The 18,440-nt window shown below is 42.5% G+C and carries 14 protein-coding genes; 8 read left to right on the forward strand and 6 right to left on the reverse strand.

The features are described from left to right. The first annotated feature begins 34 nt into the window (after positions 1-34). The 4 genes from BMX50_RS34820 to BMX50_RS32285 are packed head-to-tail and all read left to right on the forward strand — an operon-like array spanning position 35 to position 4,376. On the forward strand, positions 35-1,621 hold the full coding sequence (locus BMX50_RS34820) for a PTS system mannose/fructose/sorbose family transporter subunit IID (protein WP_143065323.1): 1,587 nt from the start codon (positions 35-37) through the stop codon (positions 1,619-1,621). 11 nt (positions 1,622-1,632) lie between these two features. Continuing rightward, positions 1,633-3,345: a phosphoenolpyruvate--protein phosphotransferase gene (gene ptsP / locus BMX50_RS32275; protein WP_091221450.1), complete on the forward strand. Its 1,713-nt coding sequence runs from the start codon at positions 1,633-1,635 to the stop codon at positions 3,343-3,345. After that, positions 3,342-3,608, forward strand: coding sequence for an HPr family phosphocarrier protein (locus tag BMX50_RS32280; RefSeq protein ID WP_091221455.1), 267 nt, complete (start codon positions 3,342-3,344; stop codon positions 3,606-3,608). Before ptsP ends, BMX50_RS32280 begins: the two co-directional genes overlap by 4 nt. Positions 3,609-3,617: 9 nt before the next feature. Beyond that, a complete protein-coding gene (locus BMX50_RS32285) occupies positions 3,618-4,376 on the forward strand; it encodes a 6-phosphogluconolactonase (protein ID WP_091221458.1) in 759 nt (252 codons plus the stop codon). Between the two features lie 69 nt (positions 4,377-4,445). On the opposite strand, the gene BMX50_RS32290 is transcribed toward BMX50_RS32285, so the two are convergent. The 4 genes from BMX50_RS32290 to pdxR form a co-directional block, all read right to left on the reverse strand. After that, positions 4,446-5,594 (reverse strand): glycoside hydrolase family 18 protein, encoded by a 1,149-nt coding sequence (locus BMX50_RS32290; protein ID WP_091221461.1) that lies wholly within the window; start codon positions 5,592-5,594, stop codon positions 4,446-4,448. Between the two features lie 23 nt (positions 5,595-5,617). Then, the gene (locus BMX50_RS32295) at positions 5,618-6,877 is read right to left on the reverse strand and encodes a DUF5009 domain-containing protein (protein ID WP_091221464.1); all 1,260 of its coding nucleotides are present in this window, start codon (positions 6,875-6,877) and stop codon (positions 5,618-5,620) included. A 19-nt stretch (positions 6,878-6,896) separates the two neighbouring features. Then, the gene (locus BMX50_RS32300) at positions 6,897-9,893 is read right to left on the reverse strand and encodes a glycosyl hydrolase family 28-related protein (RefSeq protein WP_208864846.1); all 2,997 of its coding nucleotides are present in this window, start codon (positions 9,891-9,893) and stop codon (positions 6,897-6,899) included. Between the two features lie 1,021 nt (positions 9,894-10,914). Further along, positions 10,915-12,408: a MocR-like pyridoxine biosynthesis transcription factor PdxR gene (gene pdxR, locus BMX50_RS32305; RefSeq protein ID WP_091221470.1), complete on the reverse strand. Its 1,494-nt coding sequence runs from the start codon at positions 12,406-12,408 to the stop codon at positions 10,915-10,917. A gap of 84 nt (positions 12,409-12,492) precedes the next feature. Between pdxR and BMX50_RS32310 the strand changes: the two genes are divergently transcribed. Both BMX50_RS32310 and BMX50_RS32315 read left to right on the forward strand, forming a co-directional pair. Further along, positions 12,493-13,062: a DoxX family membrane protein gene (locus BMX50_RS32310; protein WP_091221474.1), complete on the forward strand. Its 570-nt coding sequence runs from the start codon at positions 12,493-12,495 to the stop codon at positions 13,060-13,062. 30 nt (positions 13,063-13,092) lie between these two features. Then, positions 13,093-13,896 carry an MBL fold metallo-hydrolase gene (locus tag BMX50_RS32315; protein WP_091221477.1) on the forward strand — a complete coding sequence of 268 codons (804 nt, stop codon included), beginning with the start codon at positions 13,093-13,095 and terminating at the stop codon, positions 13,894-13,896. Position 13,897: 1 nt separating this feature from the next. Here BMX50_RS32315 and BMX50_RS32320 read toward each other — a convergent pair whose 3' ends face one another. Then, entirely contained in the window at positions 13,898-14,668 is a 771-nt protein-coding gene (locus BMX50_RS32320) for a hypothetical protein (protein WP_091221480.1), read from the reverse strand. A gap of 266 nt (positions 14,669-14,934) precedes the next feature. On the opposite strand from BMX50_RS32320, the gene BMX50_RS32325 reads away from it, so the two are divergent. Together BMX50_RS32325 and BMX50_RS32330 are read left to right on the forward strand one after the other, a co-directional pair. Continuing rightward, entirely contained in the window at positions 14,935-16,551 is a 1,617-nt protein-coding gene (locus tag BMX50_RS32325; protein ID WP_091221485.1) for a carboxylesterase/lipase family protein, read from the forward strand. Between the two features lie 4 nt (positions 16,552-16,555). Further along, positions 16,556-17,419, forward strand: a complete 864-nt coding sequence (locus tag BMX50_RS32330; protein ID WP_091221488.1) for an alpha/beta hydrolase — start codon at positions 16,556-16,558, stop codon at positions 17,417-17,419. Between the two features lie 69 nt (positions 17,420-17,488). On the opposite strand, the gene BMX50_RS32335 is transcribed toward BMX50_RS32330, so the two are convergent. Then, entirely contained in the window at positions 17,489-18,256 is a 768-nt protein-coding gene (locus tag BMX50_RS32335) for an adenine nucleotide alpha hydrolase family protein (RefSeq protein WP_091221492.1), read from the reverse strand. Positions 18,257-18,440: the final 184 nt, after the last annotated feature.

The following is an 18,440-nucleotide window of genomic DNA, read 5'->3' on the forward strand; positions in this document are numbered from 1 at the left end:
ATTTAGCAAACTCACAAACAACAATTTAACCCTCTTGTCAGTATCATACTTACTCATCGCGCTGATAGCGATGTTTGGACATTCGGAAGATTTTTTGGGCACTACGCTGCTTAGCCGTCCGCTGGTACTTGGACCACTGGTTGGCCTGGTGCTTGGCGATGTAACCCAGGGCGTGATCATCGGCGCTACGCTTGAACTCATATTTATGGGCAACATCAAGGTTGGCGCTGCTATCCCTCCTGATGTGATTACCGGTGGTGTACTGGGTACCGCGTTTGCTATCATCTCTGGCAAAGGCCCGGCAATTGCCCTGGCCATAGCCGTACCGGTTTCCATACTGGCCGAAATGGTGATCAGTGGTCTGTTTGTATTGCGGGCTATGCTCAATAAAAAATTTAATCAATATGCCGAAGACGGTGATTTTAAAGGCATTCAACGCCTGCATATTATTTCAGGACTATTGAGGCCGGTACTTATGGGTATCATCATTATGCTTGCACTGCAGTTAGGTGCCGGTGCTATGAAAACATTTTTGGATATGATCCCGGCATGGGTGCAAACAGGCCTGCAGGTTGCAGGCAATATGCTACCTGCATTAGGTTTTGCCCTGCTCATGAACCTCATGTTCAACAAAAATATGGCGCCTTATTTTTTCCTGGGCTTTATGTTGGCAGCCTATCTCAAATTACCGGTAATAGCCATTGGCGGGTTTGGGGTTATAATCGCATTATTAGTAACACAAATTGCCCCTAAACCAGCAACAGATGATGATGACGATTTTGGAGCCGATGAGGAACCGGCAGAGCAAATAAAGCTCAATCCTAAGCTGAGCAAACGTGATATCCGCATGCTGTTTTTCCGTTCGCTGGCGCTGGAGGCCAATTTCAATTTTGAGACGTGGCAAAATACCGGCTTCGCATTCTCTATTATTCCTGTGCTGAAAAAGCTGTACAAGACAAAAGAGGCTATGGCGGTGGCCCTGAAAAGGCACCTGCAGTTTTTCAATACCAGCCCCTATGGTTCAACACTTATCATGGGCATTACTGCAGCTATGGAAGAACAAAACAGCAGCGATGAAGATTTCGATGAAGAATCTATCAATTCGGTAAAACTGGGTTTGATGGGGCCGCTGGCCGGCGTATTCGATTCCTTATTTTGGGGAACATTTAAAGTGATAGCCGCTGGTGTTGGCACATCGCTCGCTATTAAAGGTAATATCCTGGGGCCATTGCTATTCCTGTTGATATTCAATGTTCCGCATTTGCTATTACGCTATAAACTAACTTTTGTGGGCTATGATGCCGGAACACGCTTTTTGCAAAACCTGGCCAAAAACAATGTGATGGACAGGCTAACCAAAGGCTCCTCAATTTTAGGGCTGATGGTTGTTGGCGCAATGCCGGCTACACTCATGAACATCACCACACCATTGCATATCGGTACAGAAAAATCCGCAGTAGGCGTTCAAAGCATTTTAGACCAGGTGGTACCTGCGATGATTCCGTTAGGGCTCACTTTTTTAGTGTATTATTTTGTTAAAAAGAATATTAAAACCACATACCTGTTGTTAGGCCTGCTGCTGCTTGGTTTTGCAGGGAGTATTATCCACCTGTTTGCATAAAGAAAACATAAATGAAGGGAATTGGAGTTTCACCGGGTATTGCTATAGGAAAGGCGTTTGTTATCAAAAAGAACGCACCGGCCACCAACGGTATTGTTTTAAAAAACCAGGTTGAGATAGTAGCGGAAATTGAACGTTTTGATATATCAGTAACCAACGCGCTTGCCGAGATCGATGCCATCAAAAACAACTCGCAACTGATGCTCAATGATGATGACATAGCTATACTGGAAACACAAGTGGAGCTGATCAATGATCCACAGATTCGTGAAGATGTCGTGGCTAAGATCGAAGAAGAGAAAAAGACCGCCAACGATGCTATGATTGAGGTTACGGCCGGCATTGTTACCCTCTTTGAAAGTATGGACGATGAATACATGCGCGCCCGCTCGGCCGATTTTCAGGATATCGGCAACCGCATCCTCAAATACATCAACCGTACGGGTGATACCAATAACCGCTCGTTTGAGCCGGATACTATTGTTATTGCCGATGACCTCACTCCTTCTGATACGATCACTTTAGACCTTAACCTTGTCACCGGGTTTGCAACACAGGCGGGCAGCCGTACTTCACACGCGGCCATTATAGCCAAATCAAAAGGGCTGCCTGCGGTTGTAGCCTGCGGCGATGAGTTAATGACTATCAACCATAATGACTTTATCATTTTAGACGGCCTTAGTGGTTCGGTTTATGTTAACCCCGGCGAGGATATCATCAACCGATATTCTGCTAAATCCGCTTCCTTTAGGCAACAGGCCGAGGTGTTAAAAATGGTAAAGGATAAACCTGCCATTACTGCCGATGGTAAACAGGTAACCCTGCTGGCCAATATTTCGGATGCAGATGACCTTACCATGGTGCACGACAACGGAGGCGAAGGCGTTGGCCTTTTCCGTACCGAAATGTTGTTTATGGACCGTGATACCTTCCCCGATGAAGAGGAGCAATTTGAGTTTTATAAAAAGGCAGTATTACAGGCAAAAGGCAAACCTGTAGTTATACGAACCATTGACATAGGCGGCGATAAACACCTGTCGTACTTTAACTTACTACCCGAACTCAATCCGTTTCTTGGTTACCGCGCTATACGTATCTCATTAGACCAGGAAGGTTTGTTTATAGTACAACTGAAAGCCATTTTAAGGGCATCTGCATTTGGTTCGGTGAGTATTATGTTCCCGATGATCTCTAATGCAAAAGAGATCCGCGATGCAAAACTCATCCTCAACAAAGCAAAAAAAGAGTTGCTTGAAGCCGGTGTAATATTTAGTAATGATGTAAAAGTTGGAATCATGGTCGAGATTCCATCTGCGGCGGTTACAGCAGATATCCTGGCTAAAGAAGTAGATTTTTTCAGCATTGGCACCAATGATCTTTGCCAGTATACTTTGGCTGTAGACAGGATGAATGAAAAGATCACCCATCTTTATGACCCATTTAATCCCGGTGTATTACGTCTCATCCAAAATATAATTGAACAGGGCCGTGCGCATAACATCCATGTGGGTATGTGCGGTGAAATGGCTTCAGATCCTTTAGCTACCCTTTTATTGCTCGGCATGGGGCTTGAAGATTTTTCAATGAGCGCAGCTTCTATCCCGGCAATCAAAAACATCATCATTAATAATAGCGAAGCAAAAGCTAAACAGATATGCCAACAGGTGATGGCTATGGATAGCTCGGAAAATATTATTGCTTATTTAAAGGAGATAACTCAATGATAACCAAAGATTATATCATCACATCGGCGCAGGGAATGCATGCCCGGCCGGCAACTCAACTTGTTAAACTGGCAAAAGGCTTTAAATCGGCCACCAGTTTAAAAAAAGGCGACAAAACCGTTAAACTAAACAGCCTGCTTAATATCCTGTCACTGAGTATTAAAGGCGGCGAAACCATTTCGGTAATTATGGATGGCGAAGACGAAGTAAGTGCGGCCGTAGTTATCGATGATTTCTTCACCAAACAGCTTAAAGAACTCTAACACGTATACATGAAAGTAACTATAACCAAAAGCGAGCAGGAATTTGATATCACCGCAGCATGGCGCATCATTGCGCAAATGCTTGAAAAACGAACGTCGGTAATTGGCCTCTCGACTGGACAAACTACCATTGGCATGCACCGCATTGTTTCGGAAATTCACGCTAAATACCCGTTTGATGTATCAAACATTACCTTGTTTAATGTTGATGAGCTCACCAATCTGGAACGCGAATATGCGGGCAGTTGCTATACCATGATCCTCAACCAGATTGCTGGTCCGCTGGGGATTCCTGAAGAAAACTTTATTATGCCGCCTACCCTTTCGGATGATTTTGTAGCGGAGAGCATCCTGTTTGAAAAACGCCTTGCCGAGCGCGGCGGAGCCGATCTGCAGATGCTGGGTATAGGCAGCAACGGGCATATCGGCATCAATCAACCGGGAACGCCCTTTGAAAGCGAAACCTGGGTATCGCCAATGGACCCAGATTTTGAAGCACGCGTACGCCGTGAAACACAAGTACCGCCAGAAACAGAACTTGGAGGTTTAACCCGTGGCGTTAAAAACATTATGCATACCCGCAAGCTGATCCTGATAGCTAAAGGTAGCCACAAAGCCGAAATTATTAAACAAGCCATATTAGGCCCAGTAACAACCGATATACCGGCATCCGTAGTACAACTACATCCAAATTGCGAGATATTGTTAGATGCCGATGCAGGGGCGTTAATAGCCGATTACGCTAAGGAACGTGGTTATAACTGGTAGCAACTCAAACTTAAAAGCAGGCCACCGGGTAACCCAGTGAGCTGCTTTCTTTGATGCCTTAGTAACGCTTTAATTCAAATGACTATTAGCTGCATCGAGCAGGTACTCCTTCCTGTCATCTACGTATTCCCAGAACATCACCCCGGCCATGCCGTTCTTTTTCACGTACCTGCATTTCTTTCTAATCGACCATTCATCGTCAAATGATAAAAACTGGCGGGTTGTGGGATTGTACAAATACGGTGCCTTAGCACTTTTATCCCGATAGTATTTAAATGCTTTATTGGTGAGCAGGCTATCTTTTATAAAAGTATAACCACCGCCCCGCATTCTTTCGAGGTTGCGCGAACCCAGCCCTGTTTTTGTACTGTCCGACACTCTTGTAGAGCGGCTGTAAAAAGCCATTCCCAAAACAAGTTTATTCCGCGGAACACCCGCTTCAATAAAAACGCGGGTTCCGTTATCTGAGTTATTTTCTGTTTTAAGATATTTTGAGGCATATAGCCCGGTATGATGTACCGCTACATCAGCACCATAATCATAAGTCATGAGGTTGATATAATCCAGGCAAACTCCAACTTTATCCATTTCGGTATTCTGCACAAAATGCCTGAAAGCACCTACTGCAGCGGTAAGCAACAACTTTTTCCCGGTTTCTTTCTCAAGTGCATTCAATTGTGCCCTCAGTTCCAGGAACAAACTGGTGTAGTTCTGTTTGTCCTCCGGGCGATGCACATTACCTGCACCTGATTCGTTGGGATATTCCCAATCGATATCAATACCATCCATTTTGAACTTACGCACCAACTCAACAGCGCTTGCCGCAAAAGCTTTACGCGAAGTATCAGTAAGTGCCATATCCGAAAAGTTTTTGCTCCACAGCCATCCGCCTATCGAAATCAAAACTTTCAAATCAGTGTTCTTTTTTTTCAACCCAACCAGATACCTGAAATTGACGGTATCAGTTCGGGGGTGGGTTAAAAAAGCCCTGTTGCCTATTACATTTACAAACGCGTAGTTAATATGAGTAAGCTTTGCCGGATGAACCATATTAGTATCAATCAAACCACGGAAACCGCTTACATAAGCAATTACAACGTGTTTTCTTGTCCGGTTTTTCTGAGCATAAGCCAGGTTTACAGAAAGCACAAGGCAAAAAAGAGCCATCAGCCCGGTTTTGTATTGCCCTGGCCGCAATAATGATGCAACTATTGTCATTTGAATTTAGGTATGTATAATATTTAAATCTTCAGGCGTAATCTTTTCTTTTCAAGTAATCCAACAAATAAAATAATAATCACGGCGGTCAGGAATGAACGCAGCAATCCCGGAAAGCCATTATTAATGATACCTGGATAGTTAATATGCAATAACTCCAGTATAAAAACCTGGAAATATGGGATTAGATAGCAGGTAAGCGTACTGGTACCGGCCGGCTTGATCCAGTTAAAGGCGCTTATTTTCCCTTTAACATCAACCACATATATCAATATCAAAAACGCCAGCGTAGTGATGCCCGAGCAAATGAGCACCCATGCCGGTGTCGAGCGGATCTTGGAAATTCCTTCGGTATAAGGCCTCAAAGCAAAACCTGCAACCAGGAACAAAACACCAATAATAGCCAGTGTAGCCCAGATCCGTTGCGTTTTACCTTGTTCGACCAACCTGGCGTAGATTCCAGAGATCACCACCCCTCCCATGGTTAAAGTCATGGTTGAGGCATCATGAATTATCCAGAGGGGCTTTAAAAAGATGATCGCGTTGCCGAGAAAGCTTCCGGTAAAATTGCTTCCGGCGATAGTGACCATTTCTTCATCACGCGTTACTTTTATCTTAAATACCGAATGGGCGATAATATTGATGATTATCAGTACTACCCATGCCACGATAAGACTGTTCAGCTTGCCTTTAACCGCGACAAATATCAATGCGCAAACCAGGTATGCCCAACCTATTAAACCTAAAATGCCCCACCAGGATGGTTCCATCCACCTTACGTCACCATCTTCTCCCCCTTTATAAATTACGGCCATGGCTATCAGCAAAATAATCCCCAGTACTTGAAGCGAATATTTTTTGGCCTTTGCCATGGTTTCGGGATAATCCAACCAGATCAAAAAGAATGCAGTTGTAATAACCAGTGCCCAGGCAGCTTTCGGAATTAAAGCAGCCGACGAATTGTATTCTTCCAGATTAACATGATAAAAACCCATAATGAGCAATGCAACACTGCGTATCAGGATGTAAAACAAAATCTGCTTGCCGCTATCACCTTTTTTGATCCTGTTATTGATGGCAAATGGTAACGACAAGCCAACGATGAACAAAAACGCTGGAAAAATAGTGTCGGCAAAACCCATCCTGTCTTCAAAACCCTTAGCATGGTCTATCCACTCGGGAATATGCTTCACGCCGCTGGCATCGTTAACAAATATCATCAGCAGCATGGTAATGGCACGCAGTACATCGATGGATAACAGGCGCTTGGGTAATTGTTGCATGTTTTTTATTTAGGGTGTTTTATTTAACTTTTACGGAAAACAACGAATTATGGCTCGTAATATATATAGTATTATTGTCCACACCACCAAAGGCTAATCCTGTTGGCCGTTCTGGTACTTTTATCACATTGATCTGTTTACCGGCGCTGTCATAAACATAAATCTGTCCGTCGGCTATATAAACATTTCCTTTATCATCGGTTGCGGATGCAAACTCACCTCTTTCGGCAAAATATTTTAAATCAGAAAGATAACCATCCTTATTTACAGTTGTGCTCACGGTACGTTTGTCATACTCATCACTGCTGTATAATGGCTTTCCGGGATATGCGGCTGCCAAAGCTGTCGACCGCGCCAGGTCATATACTACCGGGATAATAGTAACTCCATCGGGAGCTACAAAACACTCGGTTGGCTTATTCACAGTTACTGCATTAAAGTCATGATAATCGCGCCAGCGGTGCGCCGGATACAGCGCCTTGTAAACCGGGTTTACCTGTCCCATGGGTATGGTTTTCAATTTTTGGATGGTTTCGTCTGGACTATTGGGGGTTATACTATAAGCCCAGCTTGCAAATCCCGAATTACCCCATCCGCTGAAAGAGGTGCCTGCAGCGTCGGCAGGGTTATCAAACTTCTCGGGCTTGCCATTTACAAGATAGCCCGGCTTTGGCACGTATTTAAAAACCACGAGCAGGTTATCATTTTTATCACAGGCTAAGGATAGCGGCTCCCATGGATAGTCGGCCAGTAAACTGATTTGCCTATCTGTAGCCGACCATTTATAGATCCGTTTCATGCGCTGCTCGCTGAAATAAATATTGCCTTTGCTATCAGCACATACTGCCGATGCAAATTCAAAACCAGTAGCCAGCTTATTGATGGTGCCGGTCTGCTGTTCGGCGGCGTTGGCTTTGTCATCAATATAAAGTCTCGCAAATTCCCATGGCCTTACTTCGGTAGCGGTATTGATATCATATAACGGCAAGGTAGAAGTATATTTTATCTGGCTGTAATTATGAACGTTCAGCAACTCGATGTTTTTACCTCCCCATTTCCGGATAGCATACGGCGCGGGTTTGTTAACCCTGATCACCCTGAACATATACAAGTTGGCAAACACCATATTATTTGAATTTTCCAGTTCCATCGGCTGGCATTCGGTACTTTCCCTGCTTTCTTCTTCAAGCTGCATGGCGTACACCTTCCAGTTGGCAACATTGTTAAACCGCACCTCGTTACGTACGTGATGCTCTATCGACATAGCATAAATACGACCGGGAGTTTGCGTATTGGAAATATATGTACCGGCTGTGGCGTAAGTATTGGCACTCCAGATATCTTTAAAAGTACCACCGCCGCCATCTGTTACCCAAAGGCTCCAGTATTGTGTATCCCAGGATGGGTCCATTCCATTTTGCACACGATTATAAGCACCGCTTCCTGCTGTGCTTTTGGGTGTACCAACACGTTGCATACCACCATGGCCACCAACAAATTTCACATCGTTCATATATGACCCGACGCCTGCCATCCATTTACAGGCTACCGCGCGTGGGTTATCTGCATTGGTGCAAATACCGATACCACTTAATATATTGTTTCCCCCTTTTGATGATTCCAGCAGTGCTACCGGGCCACCAAAACCTCCAAAAGCAGGTGTATTATCGGCAATTAAAAACTGCGTAGCAATAGGATTCAAGCCAATCAATTTGGTATCGGGCTTTAGTTTAATAGTTTGGCTAACGCGATACCATCCCTGGGGCACATATATGGTTTCATATTTGTCAATAGCTGCCTGTATAGTTTGGGTATCATCAGTGACACCATCACCTTTAGCGCCAAGCGCCTTTAGGTTTGCCCAGGTTTCAATTGCCGGAAAATCGGGAATGTCCTTTTTGACGGTTTCCGGCAACGCGGCGAAGGGCTCCTGCTCATTGATGGTTTTATACTGCGGATCGGTATCAAGCCCATCCATCTGCAAACCATAAGTGAAGTTTTTTACACGATAGATATTTGCAGCCCCGGGCGTTGTTTTACTGCTGCGACGGTAGCTGGCCAATACAGGTACATTACGGCAAATCACGTTGCGAAGGTTGATCTGGTTAAAAGCGTTATCCTCATTGCTTATGATAATAGCAGGCCCGCTTACGCCATCAAAACGGCAATCTTCCATAAATAACTTTTCATGGTAGTTTGGGTTGATGCTAATTACGGTCGGCACATGTTTAACATTCATCCGTACAATGGTAAGCCCTGCTTCCTGTGTGCGGATGGCGGCTTCACGCTGACCTTCAAAATAGGTATCAACCATCATAAACTGCCAGCCTGGTGACGGTTTGGTGGTGTAGATCCCGTACTGGCCACCAAAAAAGCGAACGTCTTCCATCTCGTTGCCTACGTCAAACATACCGGCCAAACCTTTACCAATGTTTATGTCAACGTGGGCTATAAAACTATGCTGGGCAAAGTGCGTACGCATAGCTACAGCATAAGGATTGCCATCTTCTATTTTAAGGTTGACGTTTGATATCGAGCTATAAAAAGTTGAAGCACCGGCATCGTGTACCTCATCCCCGGGCTTGGATAGGTTGCTCACAAACCAAAACATGTACCTGGCATGGCCTTTATCGTTTTCATCGGCAGTTTGAAAGCCTGGCGAATTTTTAGCCAGGATAATCTGCGGCCTGTTTTTGCCGTAACCTATTAATCTTACAGCAGTTGGTATAAATATGGTTTTAGAGATCAGGTATTTTCCTTCGGGGATAAAAAGCACACCGAAATTATGCTCAGTTTTCACTTTGGTGATAGCAGCCTGCAGCTCATCCGAGACATCAGTTTTACCATCGGCCTTGATCTTAAAATTTTCAGGGGTAAAATAAACAGCGTCCGAATCCTGCAGGCGGGCATGATAAATAGATTTGCCGCCATTGTTGTTTTTTTCAGTTTTCTTGCTGGCGAAACAAAAAGCTTGAATAGAAATAAATGTGATGACTAACAGGGTTCCCTTTTTCACTTTAGCTATAATATGGTTTATGTGGTATGATGCCAATCAAATACACTTGGCAATGCACAAATCTATCTGATAGTGTAATTTGATGCTATTATTATAGCACTACATCACCACTACCATAGGTAACATTATAGCTAAACAAGAAATTTTGCCTTTAACGGAGGCAACGGAAAATGGCTTTTGCGCCAGGAAAAGAATAGGTCAAAGGATTACTCAGGTATTTGCTTAAGCAGCTACAAATACCGTTAAAACAAAAATGGGCAACCAAAGGCCGCCCATTCATTAACTGGTTTTAAGGTCCAATTACTTTGCAGTTTTTCTCGCAGGAGTTAATGGAACAATAATAACAGCTAAGAAAAGGGCAACTTCTAATACGGTTAACATAACTTTAATTTTTTAAAATGTTTTAATTACTGAACTAACAATGTTTTAGGGAATTACGACCGTTCCTACAGGCATGTTGTTGCAGGGATGTAAGAACAATTGTATCATTCCCGGCAGGCATTCAGCTAAATATATGCCATTAAAAAATCAGCCTTAAAAATCAAGAAGTTAGACCAAAAACATCATTTTTTAAATTCAGATTTTTTATAAAATCAATTTTAAAAACACAGATTTTTTTAATTTAAATCTGCTTTTCACGTTAAGTATCAAAAAAATAGGCCTAAACCGGGTTAGAAAAAATCATTAAGCCGCTTTTTATCGAATTATTTTTACAAAAACCGTGAAACCGGCGTTAATTTATTTTTAGCGAAATTTATTTCGCTTCGTAATTTCACACACCGCTTTACAGGGTACAAAATCTTCTAACAAACATTTTTTTGTAAAAAAACCTGCTCAGTATTTTTAGATAATACCTGCCTTAACAATTTGAAAAAAATTAACCGACAATTTGTCAAGGGCATGACAAATACAAATTTTGACAGAAAACAACCCCTTAAAAACCTGACACATAACTGCCAAAGCATGACACACACATCGATTAAACTTGTATTTCTTTGAATTTACACCCTATGCCAAACTTTTAAGCTAAGTGCAGGCATTTCATGATGGCCTTTTTCCAGATACTTACCGCCTCCTGCATCTCCTTTTCATTTAATGAGGCAAAACCTATGCGCACAAAGCTGTGTTTAACAAACTTATCATAATAATAATCAAGCCCCGCCCCTATGGTTAAGCCGAGTTCATTAGCTTTTGCCGAAACAAGGGCAGTATCCAAATCATTCAGGTATTTAACCCATATGGCAAAACCACCACTGGGGATTTTAAATGTAAGATATTCGCCTAATTGTTCCTCCAACAACTTACAAAGGATATCCCGCCGTTCATGGTACAGCTTATTGGCCTTTTTGAGATGCCTGCCGATATCTCCATTTTTTAACAAGCTTGCCATGGCTTCTTCAAGTAAATGTTCGCCCTGCCTATCAATCAATCTTCTTAAGCGGGTAGCCTGAAGTAAAAAATTAGCCGGTGCAACCATAAAGCCAATACGGATGCCTGGAGCTATAGTTTTGCAAAATGAACCAACGTATATTACGTTGCCATAATAATCGGCGCTGGCCAGCGGCAAGATAGGCCCACTGGTATAATGGAAATCAAAATCGTAATCGTCTTCAATAATGGCAAACTGGTATTTGGCTGCCAGTTCAAGCAAATGCATTCGCCTTTCTGAGCTCAGCGTTACCGTGGTAGGCTGATGATGATGTGGCACCACGTACAGCATACGCACTTTTCTAACGCTGCAAATAGCCTCAACAGCATTAATATCTATGCCGTGCTCATCCACCGGCACAAAAGCTAATTGTGCGCCTGCCTGTTCAAAAACCTCGTTGGCACCACTATACCCTGGATCGCCGACAATTACAATATCATTTTTATTGATCAGCACCTGGGCGCAAAGGTAAAGCGCCATCTGAACGCCTTTGGTTATCAAAATATCTTTAGGCGTCACATGCAGGCCACGGGTTTCACCCAAAAAGCGGGCGAGTTCATTCCTTAAGTTTTCCGAACCCTGCTCCGGGCCGTACATCAGGTATTTGTGCGTAAAATGATAATTCGCCATTCGCCTGTATTCCCTCACCATTAAATCAACAGGTGCAATGCGGGTATCAGGGAAACCTTCGGTAAATGTAAGGTTGCCATTAGGCATTGGCACAAACATGCGCTGCGGGTTGATCCTGTTGTCGTCAACTTTAAATGAGGTTTTATTTGCCAGGCTATGTTTCAGAACTGCTTTTTCAATAGGCCGGGGAGCAACATCGGGCAGGTTTTTAGCTACATAAATACCCTTACGTGGTATTACATCAACCCAGCTTTGCGCGTAAAGCTCGTCATAAGCAGCTACTACCGTTTTGCGATGAACGTTTAATGATGCCGACAATGCGCGGCTGGCAGGAAGCGCAGATCCGGGTTTTAAAGTCCCCTGCCTGATATAGCTGATAATACCATTACTAATTTGCAGGTAAACAGGTACCTGGCTGCTTTTATCTACGTTTAATAAACTTTCGATGAGCATCATATTGGACTATCTTTAATCTACATTCTGGACTACAAGTATAGTCCAAATGCATGGTATTTTTGATCATCAAAAAATTAAAACCCTATGCATATCAATCAAAAATTTTCATCCATATACCTCCGGTTAGCTATCGGCGTAAGCTACCTGTGGGAAGTAGCCGACAGGCTTGGTTTGTTTGGGCCAAACGGCCACCCCCATGTTGGCTGGGGCGACTGGAAACATTTTATTGCTTACGCCAAACAGGTAATGAGCTTTCTCCCCGATGGTATCGTAAATCTGCTGGCAACTATTGCAACTATCGGTGAGGGTGGATTCGGGCTTTTACTAATCCTTGGCTTATTCACCCGTATGGCGGCTATTGGCAGCGGCGTATTGAGTTTATGTTTTGCTATCGCGATGGCCATTTCCTTTGGTATTGAATCACCTTTAGGCTATTCGGTTTTTACATTGAGCGCCGCAAGCTTTCTGCTGGCATCATTAACGCAATATTCGTGGACCTTGGATAAATGGTTAACCACTCGGCTCGTGAATAAAAAGTTGTCAGCCTATCAATCTCAGCAAAACGGATCGAAAACTGACGATCGAGAGCTTCGCCTCCCTGTCATCGATTTAAAACAGATCAGGGCATTAGCACAAATAGATTACAGGATATAGACATTTCTTTAGATAAGGCTTTATAAAATCATGAACAAAACCATCATCTGCAGCACATGTGGCACGCAACTTTTAGCTGAGCCAGAAATACCCTCATTTTGCCCGATCTGTACCGATGACCGTCAATATGTACCCGAAAGTGGCCAGCAATGGACTACCTCTGCCGAACTTCAGCACAGTACAGTTAAAATCGCGCAATTAAACGAACATCTTTATGCACTAAAAATAGCACCCGATTTTGCCATAGCTCAAAGGGCTTTACTGCTTATTTCGCCGGGAGGCAACGTTTTGTGGGATTGTATCCCGTACTTAGATAAACCTACAATAGATTTTATCCGGGCTAAAGGTGGGTTAAAAGCCATTGCATTTTCACACCCGCATTATTATAGCAATATGAATGACTGGGCTGTTGAATTTGAATGTCCGATCTATATCCACCAAAACGACGCCGAATGGGTACCTTTTGATTCCCCATATATTTACTTGTGGAATGGCAGCAGTACGCAGCTTTGGGACGGGATAAGCATAGTACATATCGGCGGTCATTTTGCGGGCAGTTGTGTATTACATATAAAGGGGCTAACGCGCCAAGGTATGATGCTTTGCGGCGATACCTTTAATATAGCCAGAAGTAAAAAACATATGGCTATTATGTACAGCTATCCTAACATAATATTACTATCTAAGGACGAATTTGCCAAAGCATATCAAAAAGCATCCCGGCTTAATTTTGACACCGTGTATGGAGCATTTGAAAACCAGGATATTGAGGGTAACGCAATGGAGATATTTCAGAACTCGATGCAACGATATAAGGATAGTTATGGATTATAAACTAAAGAGGCGGATGGCGATCTTTAAGGCTAACAATGATTGTATCCTGAGATATATTTTTGCTTCTGTAAATGATTCTGATCTTATTTCTGCCTGCCTTTTTGACTAATCCCTTAAAGGCTGTTAAATCGTTTAATAGTCGCTGATTTGTGGTATCTAAATTTACAGCTATCCTTTTGCCGGCATCCGAAATATCCTGATTACCAACCCGCGGCAATTCGGGCAACTGCCATTCCCATATAGGAAACCAGTACAGCACAACCCATTTACCATTTTTATAAGTCATAATACTATAGTCATTAAGGCTCGACCAATCGCCTTTATTAGTCACGCAGGATACTTCGTCGCCTCCATCGCCGTTCAAATCTCCTTCATTTTTAAGATAAAGCAATCCAAAATTAGCCGCCGGAGCTACATCTATCCTGCGGATTAATTTATTATCACATGCTATAAATGAATATGACTGCCTTTCGTAAGCCATCTTGATATCGTAATCATAATCAACATTGTAAAATTTGTTTGTCTCCTGATGGGTAAGACCGTTGAAATAATGTTCGGTAAGTTTTTCCTGCGTGCCGTCTCCATCAAAATCGCCGGTAATAACAAAACGATAACCCCAAACCGGAACAGGCTTTTTTACTTCTCTGCTTTTAGGCTTAACGTGCGTCTTCGGTTTTGTATAATTAACAGTTTTCTGCCTATCGGAACTAACGTGATTACAAGAACAAACATATAAAATCACCACAATGAAAAAAGGCAGGTTTCGGAACATAAATATCGAATTAACACTTTAAATTTAAGTGTTTTAAAGCTGATAAAAGCGAGCAGGCAACATCATTAAATGCATTTTTATTTGCATTAAAATTTAAGGTAAAAAATCTGATATAAATTGCAATTACAAAACCCATTGTGTTATATTTACACAATAGCATTAATAATTGCCTGTATTGAGAATTGATTGAGTGCTATGCTTCTTCTTCCTGATCCTTCAAAAGTGCAGGGATCTATTGCTTTAAACCAATTTAACCAAATACAATTATGAAACAAAACAGTACCCTCATGCTGCTTTTATTTGTTTGCTTTTTACCCGTAACGGCATTTTGCCAAAACACCAACGAGCCTGTTGCTGCAGGGAACGATGTGGCCGTAACATCAACCGAAAGCGGAAAGGTAAAGGGCTACATCCACAATGGCATTTTTACATTTAAAGGTATCCCCTACGCCAAGGCCGACCGCTTTATGGCACCCGAAAAGCCCGCACCATGGACAGACGTACGCAGCTCAAAAGCATACGGCCCGGTTTGCCCCACCGACCCTACTACCACTGTTAATGACGAGTTTGAATTTGCCTTTCAGCATGATCTGGGGTATTCAAATGAACATTGCCAATCGCTCAACGTATGGACACAGAAACTGAACGACGGCAAAAAGCGCCCGGTAATGGTATGGCTGCATGGCGGCGGTTTCACAGCGGGTTCATCAATTGAGCTTCCATCTTACGATGGTGAAAACCTTGCAAAAAAAGGTGATGTGGTACTGGTATCCGTAAACCACCGGTTAAATATCCTTGGCTTCCTTGACCTATCGGCCTATGGCGATAAATATAAAAGCTCGGCCAATGCTGGTCTGCTTGATTTGAAACTGGCTTTAGAATGGGTTAAGCAAAACATAGCGCAGTTTGGAGGAGATCCTGATAATGTAACCATCTTCGGCCAATCTGGTGGCGGTGGAAAAGTTACCTCCTTAATGAACGCCCCGTCAGTAAAAGGTTTGTTTAAAAATGCCATTGTTGAAAGCGGCAGTTACATCACTGCATTCAACGAAAAACCGGTTACGCAAAAAATTGCTGCTGCATTATTAGAGGAACTTCACCTGCAGCCATCTCAAGTTGATTCGCTTCAAAAACTATCTTATGATGTATTAAACGAAGCAGGTAAAAAAGCAATGCGTAAGGTTTCGGCGGATTTAAGGAAAGAAGGCAAAAATATGAATGGCTGGGGTCCGGCTTTAGACGGTGATTTTCTGCCTTATCAGCCATCTGATCCTGCGGCGAAAGAACTGTCTAAAAATATTCCGCTGCTTGTTGGCACCACCAAAAACGAGTTTGCCCCATTTGTTCCCGGCCCTAAAAGTCAAACTATGGATGAGCTAAAAGAAAGCTTGCAAAAAAAATACGGCGATAAAACCGATGCTTACATTGCTGCTGCTCAAAAAACGTATCCTACAATATCAAAACCGTCAGAGTATACAGACATAGAATTTAACTTCCGTTCGCTGGCCATTAAACAAGCCGATGAAAAAGCAGTAAGCGGTGCTGCTCCGGTTTACATGTACCTGTTTACATGGCAGTCACCGGTAAATGGAGGTATGTACAAGGCCATGCATTGTATGGATATCGCTTTCCAATTTAACAACATAGCCCGCTGCCAGGAAATGACAGGTGGAGGTAAGGAGGCTTATGCCCTTGCCGATAAAATAAGCAGTGCATGGATAAACTTTGCTAAAACCGGCAATCCAAATACATCATCACTACCTAAATGGCCTGCTTATACTGCAGAAAATGGAGCGACTATGATATTGGATAACCAATGTACTGTTAAAAACCATCCGGACGATGAATTATTAAAAATAGTAGCAGCAGCCCCTAAACCCTAATTATATGAAAAGAATAGCGTTTACATTGATGCTGTTGTTTTACTGTATATCGGCATTTGCGGCAAAAGTTGATACGGTGCAAATTCCCAGCGCCGCTATGAACAAAACTTACAAGGCAGCAATTGCATTCCCAAACGCTTATGCAAAAAGTAAAGCCAGTTTCCCGGTGTTATACCTGTTGCATGGCGGCTATGGCCATTTCGATGACTGGCTATCGAAAACACCCGACAAGTCGCTGGTAAAAAACCTTGCCGATCAATACAACATCATCATTGTAATGCCTGAAGGCGAAATTTTCAGTTACTATGTTGACAGCCCTGTTGACCCCGGCAGTAAATTTGAAACTTATATTATCAGGGAGGTGATTCCTTTTATCGATAGTAAATACCGCACTGTAAACGATAAAAAAGGCAGGCTCATTACAGGCTTATCCATGGGTGGTTATGGTTCATTATACCTTTCAACCAGGCATCCGGACCTTTTTGCAGCAGCAGGAAGTATGAGCGGGGCACTCGACCCAAACATGACCACCTGGAAACTCCCTCCCGACAGGTTTGAAATGCTTACTAAAATGCTTGACAAGATTTGGGGGCCTATGACGCCGGATACTTATCTGCAATATTCTGTAGTGAACATGGCTGATCAGATCAGGAGAAACGGCCTGCCTCTGGTTATTAATATAGGCGTTGACGACTTTTTACTTGAGCCTAACCGTGAGCTGCATCGCAGATTAGTTTATAATCACACACCACATGATTATAGTGAACAGCCCGGAGGCCATACCTGGGAATTTTGGCAAAATGCGTTACCGGGACATTTATTGTTTTTTAGTAAAGTATTGAAGGCAAACGGCACCTACGTTTTATAGATGCTAATTTTAGTATTCATAAATGGAGAAAGGGAGAGATACTGACAGTATCTCTCCCTTTTTTAACGATTAACAAGGAAATATCAGCGCCGGTAAATGAGCATGCTCTTCATTCTCCATATTTTCCCAATCCCAAAGGCCGTTTAACTGCGAACTGCGGTTACTCAAAACAAAAAAATCAACCTGCATTACATTAGCCAGCACATCTACGGTTTTCATAATGTCCCGCTCCCTGATATTCACCAGGTTCAGATTTGAGTTTGAAAATAATTGCCTGAAAACAGTTTCTGCATAGCCATCATTCATATGAGGTAAACCGGATTCTGTAATGTTAAAAAGCGATGCATTTACATCCAGAGCTTCGCTCATTTTATTTAAAAAACTTACTATATCCTTTTTTGCATAACGAAGATCAGCAAGATACCCCATATTAGCTATATTAAAGGAAGCTTCTTCAGGAACAGCAAGCAATGGGCAGGATGAATGATTTAAAATTGGCGTAAGTTGCTCATTGATCTCTTTAGCAGTTCCGCTAACTCCCTTTATTATTAAATCTATATCATATTTGGCAATGATTGCGTGGAGCGACATTCCAAGCGTATCCAGGTAGCTAAGGAAAACTACATTTTCAATGGTTTTATTTTGATCTTTAAAACCAAAGTCGTCACCTTCAAATACGTCCTGAACAGACATATCAGATAATTGAACGCCCAACGGCTCGGGCACCGTATTCATAACAATTACTTTATTATTTAGTTTAGCCCCTAAATTACTGGCATAAGTAAGTGCATAATTACTTTCTTTTTTTAGATTGTGAACTACTAAGATTGCTTTCATAGCTGATGATATAATGATGAGATGTATTGGGATAAACAAGTGGTATTAAAAGCAGTTTTTTAATTTGTAATTAAAAAAGTCATAAAAACGTCAGTTTGGTAATACCAACTTAATACCGATAAATTACAACCTTTAACTTTTAACTAAAATCCAATATTATTTACCACCAGCAGCAATAATCGGT

Origin of the sequence: Mucilaginibacter gossypiicola, assembly GCF_900110105.1 — a bacterium.
Lineage (GTDB): Bacteria > Bacteroidota > Bacteroidia > Sphingobacteriales > Sphingobacteriaceae > Mucilaginibacter > Mucilaginibacter gossypiicola.

Excerpts from the sequence above, each read along its gene's own strand:
- ptsP (WP_091221450.1), top strand. The coding sequence starts at position 1,633 with ATGAAGGGAATTGGAGTTTCACCGGGTATTGCTATAGGAAAGGCGTTT.
- BMX50_RS32280 (WP_091221455.1), top strand. The coding sequence starts at position 3,342 with ATGATAACCAAAGATTATATCATCACATCGGCGCAGGGAATGCATGCC.
- BMX50_RS32285 (WP_091221458.1), top strand. The coding sequence starts at position 3,618 with ATGAAAGTAACTATAACCAAAAGCGAGCAGGAATTTGATATCACCGCA.
- BMX50_RS32290 (WP_091221461.1), bottom strand. The coding sequence starts at position 5,594 with ATGACAATAGTTGCATCATTATTGCGGCCAGGGCAATACAAAACCGGG.
- BMX50_RS32295 (WP_091221464.1), bottom strand. The coding sequence starts at position 6,877 with ATGCAACAATTACCCAAGCGCCTGTTATCCATCGATGTACTGCGTGCC.
- pdxR (WP_091221470.1), bottom strand. The coding sequence starts at position 12,408 with ATGATGCTCATCGAAAGTTTATTAAACGTAGATAAAAGCAGCCAGGTA.
- BMX50_RS32310 (WP_091221474.1), top strand. The coding sequence starts at position 12,493 with ATGCATATCAATCAAAAATTTTCATCCATATACCTCCGGTTAGCTATC.
- BMX50_RS32315 (WP_091221477.1), top strand. The coding sequence starts at position 13,093 with ATGAACAAAACCATCATCTGCAGCACATGTGGCACGCAACTTTTAGCT.
- BMX50_RS32320 (WP_091221480.1), bottom strand. The coding sequence starts at position 14,668 with ATGTTCCGAAACCTGCCTTTTTTCATTGTGGTGATTTTATATGTTTGT.
- BMX50_RS32325 (WP_091221485.1), top strand. The coding sequence starts at position 14,935 with ATGAAACAAAACAGTACCCTCATGCTGCTTTTATTTGTTTGCTTTTTA.
- BMX50_RS32330 (WP_091221488.1), top strand. The coding sequence starts at position 16,556 with ATGAAAAGAATAGCGTTTACATTGATGCTGTTGTTTTACTGTATATCG.
- BMX50_RS32335 (WP_091221492.1), bottom strand. The coding sequence starts at position 18,256 with ATGAAAGCAATCTTAGTAGTTCACAATCTAAAAAAAGAAAGTAATTAT.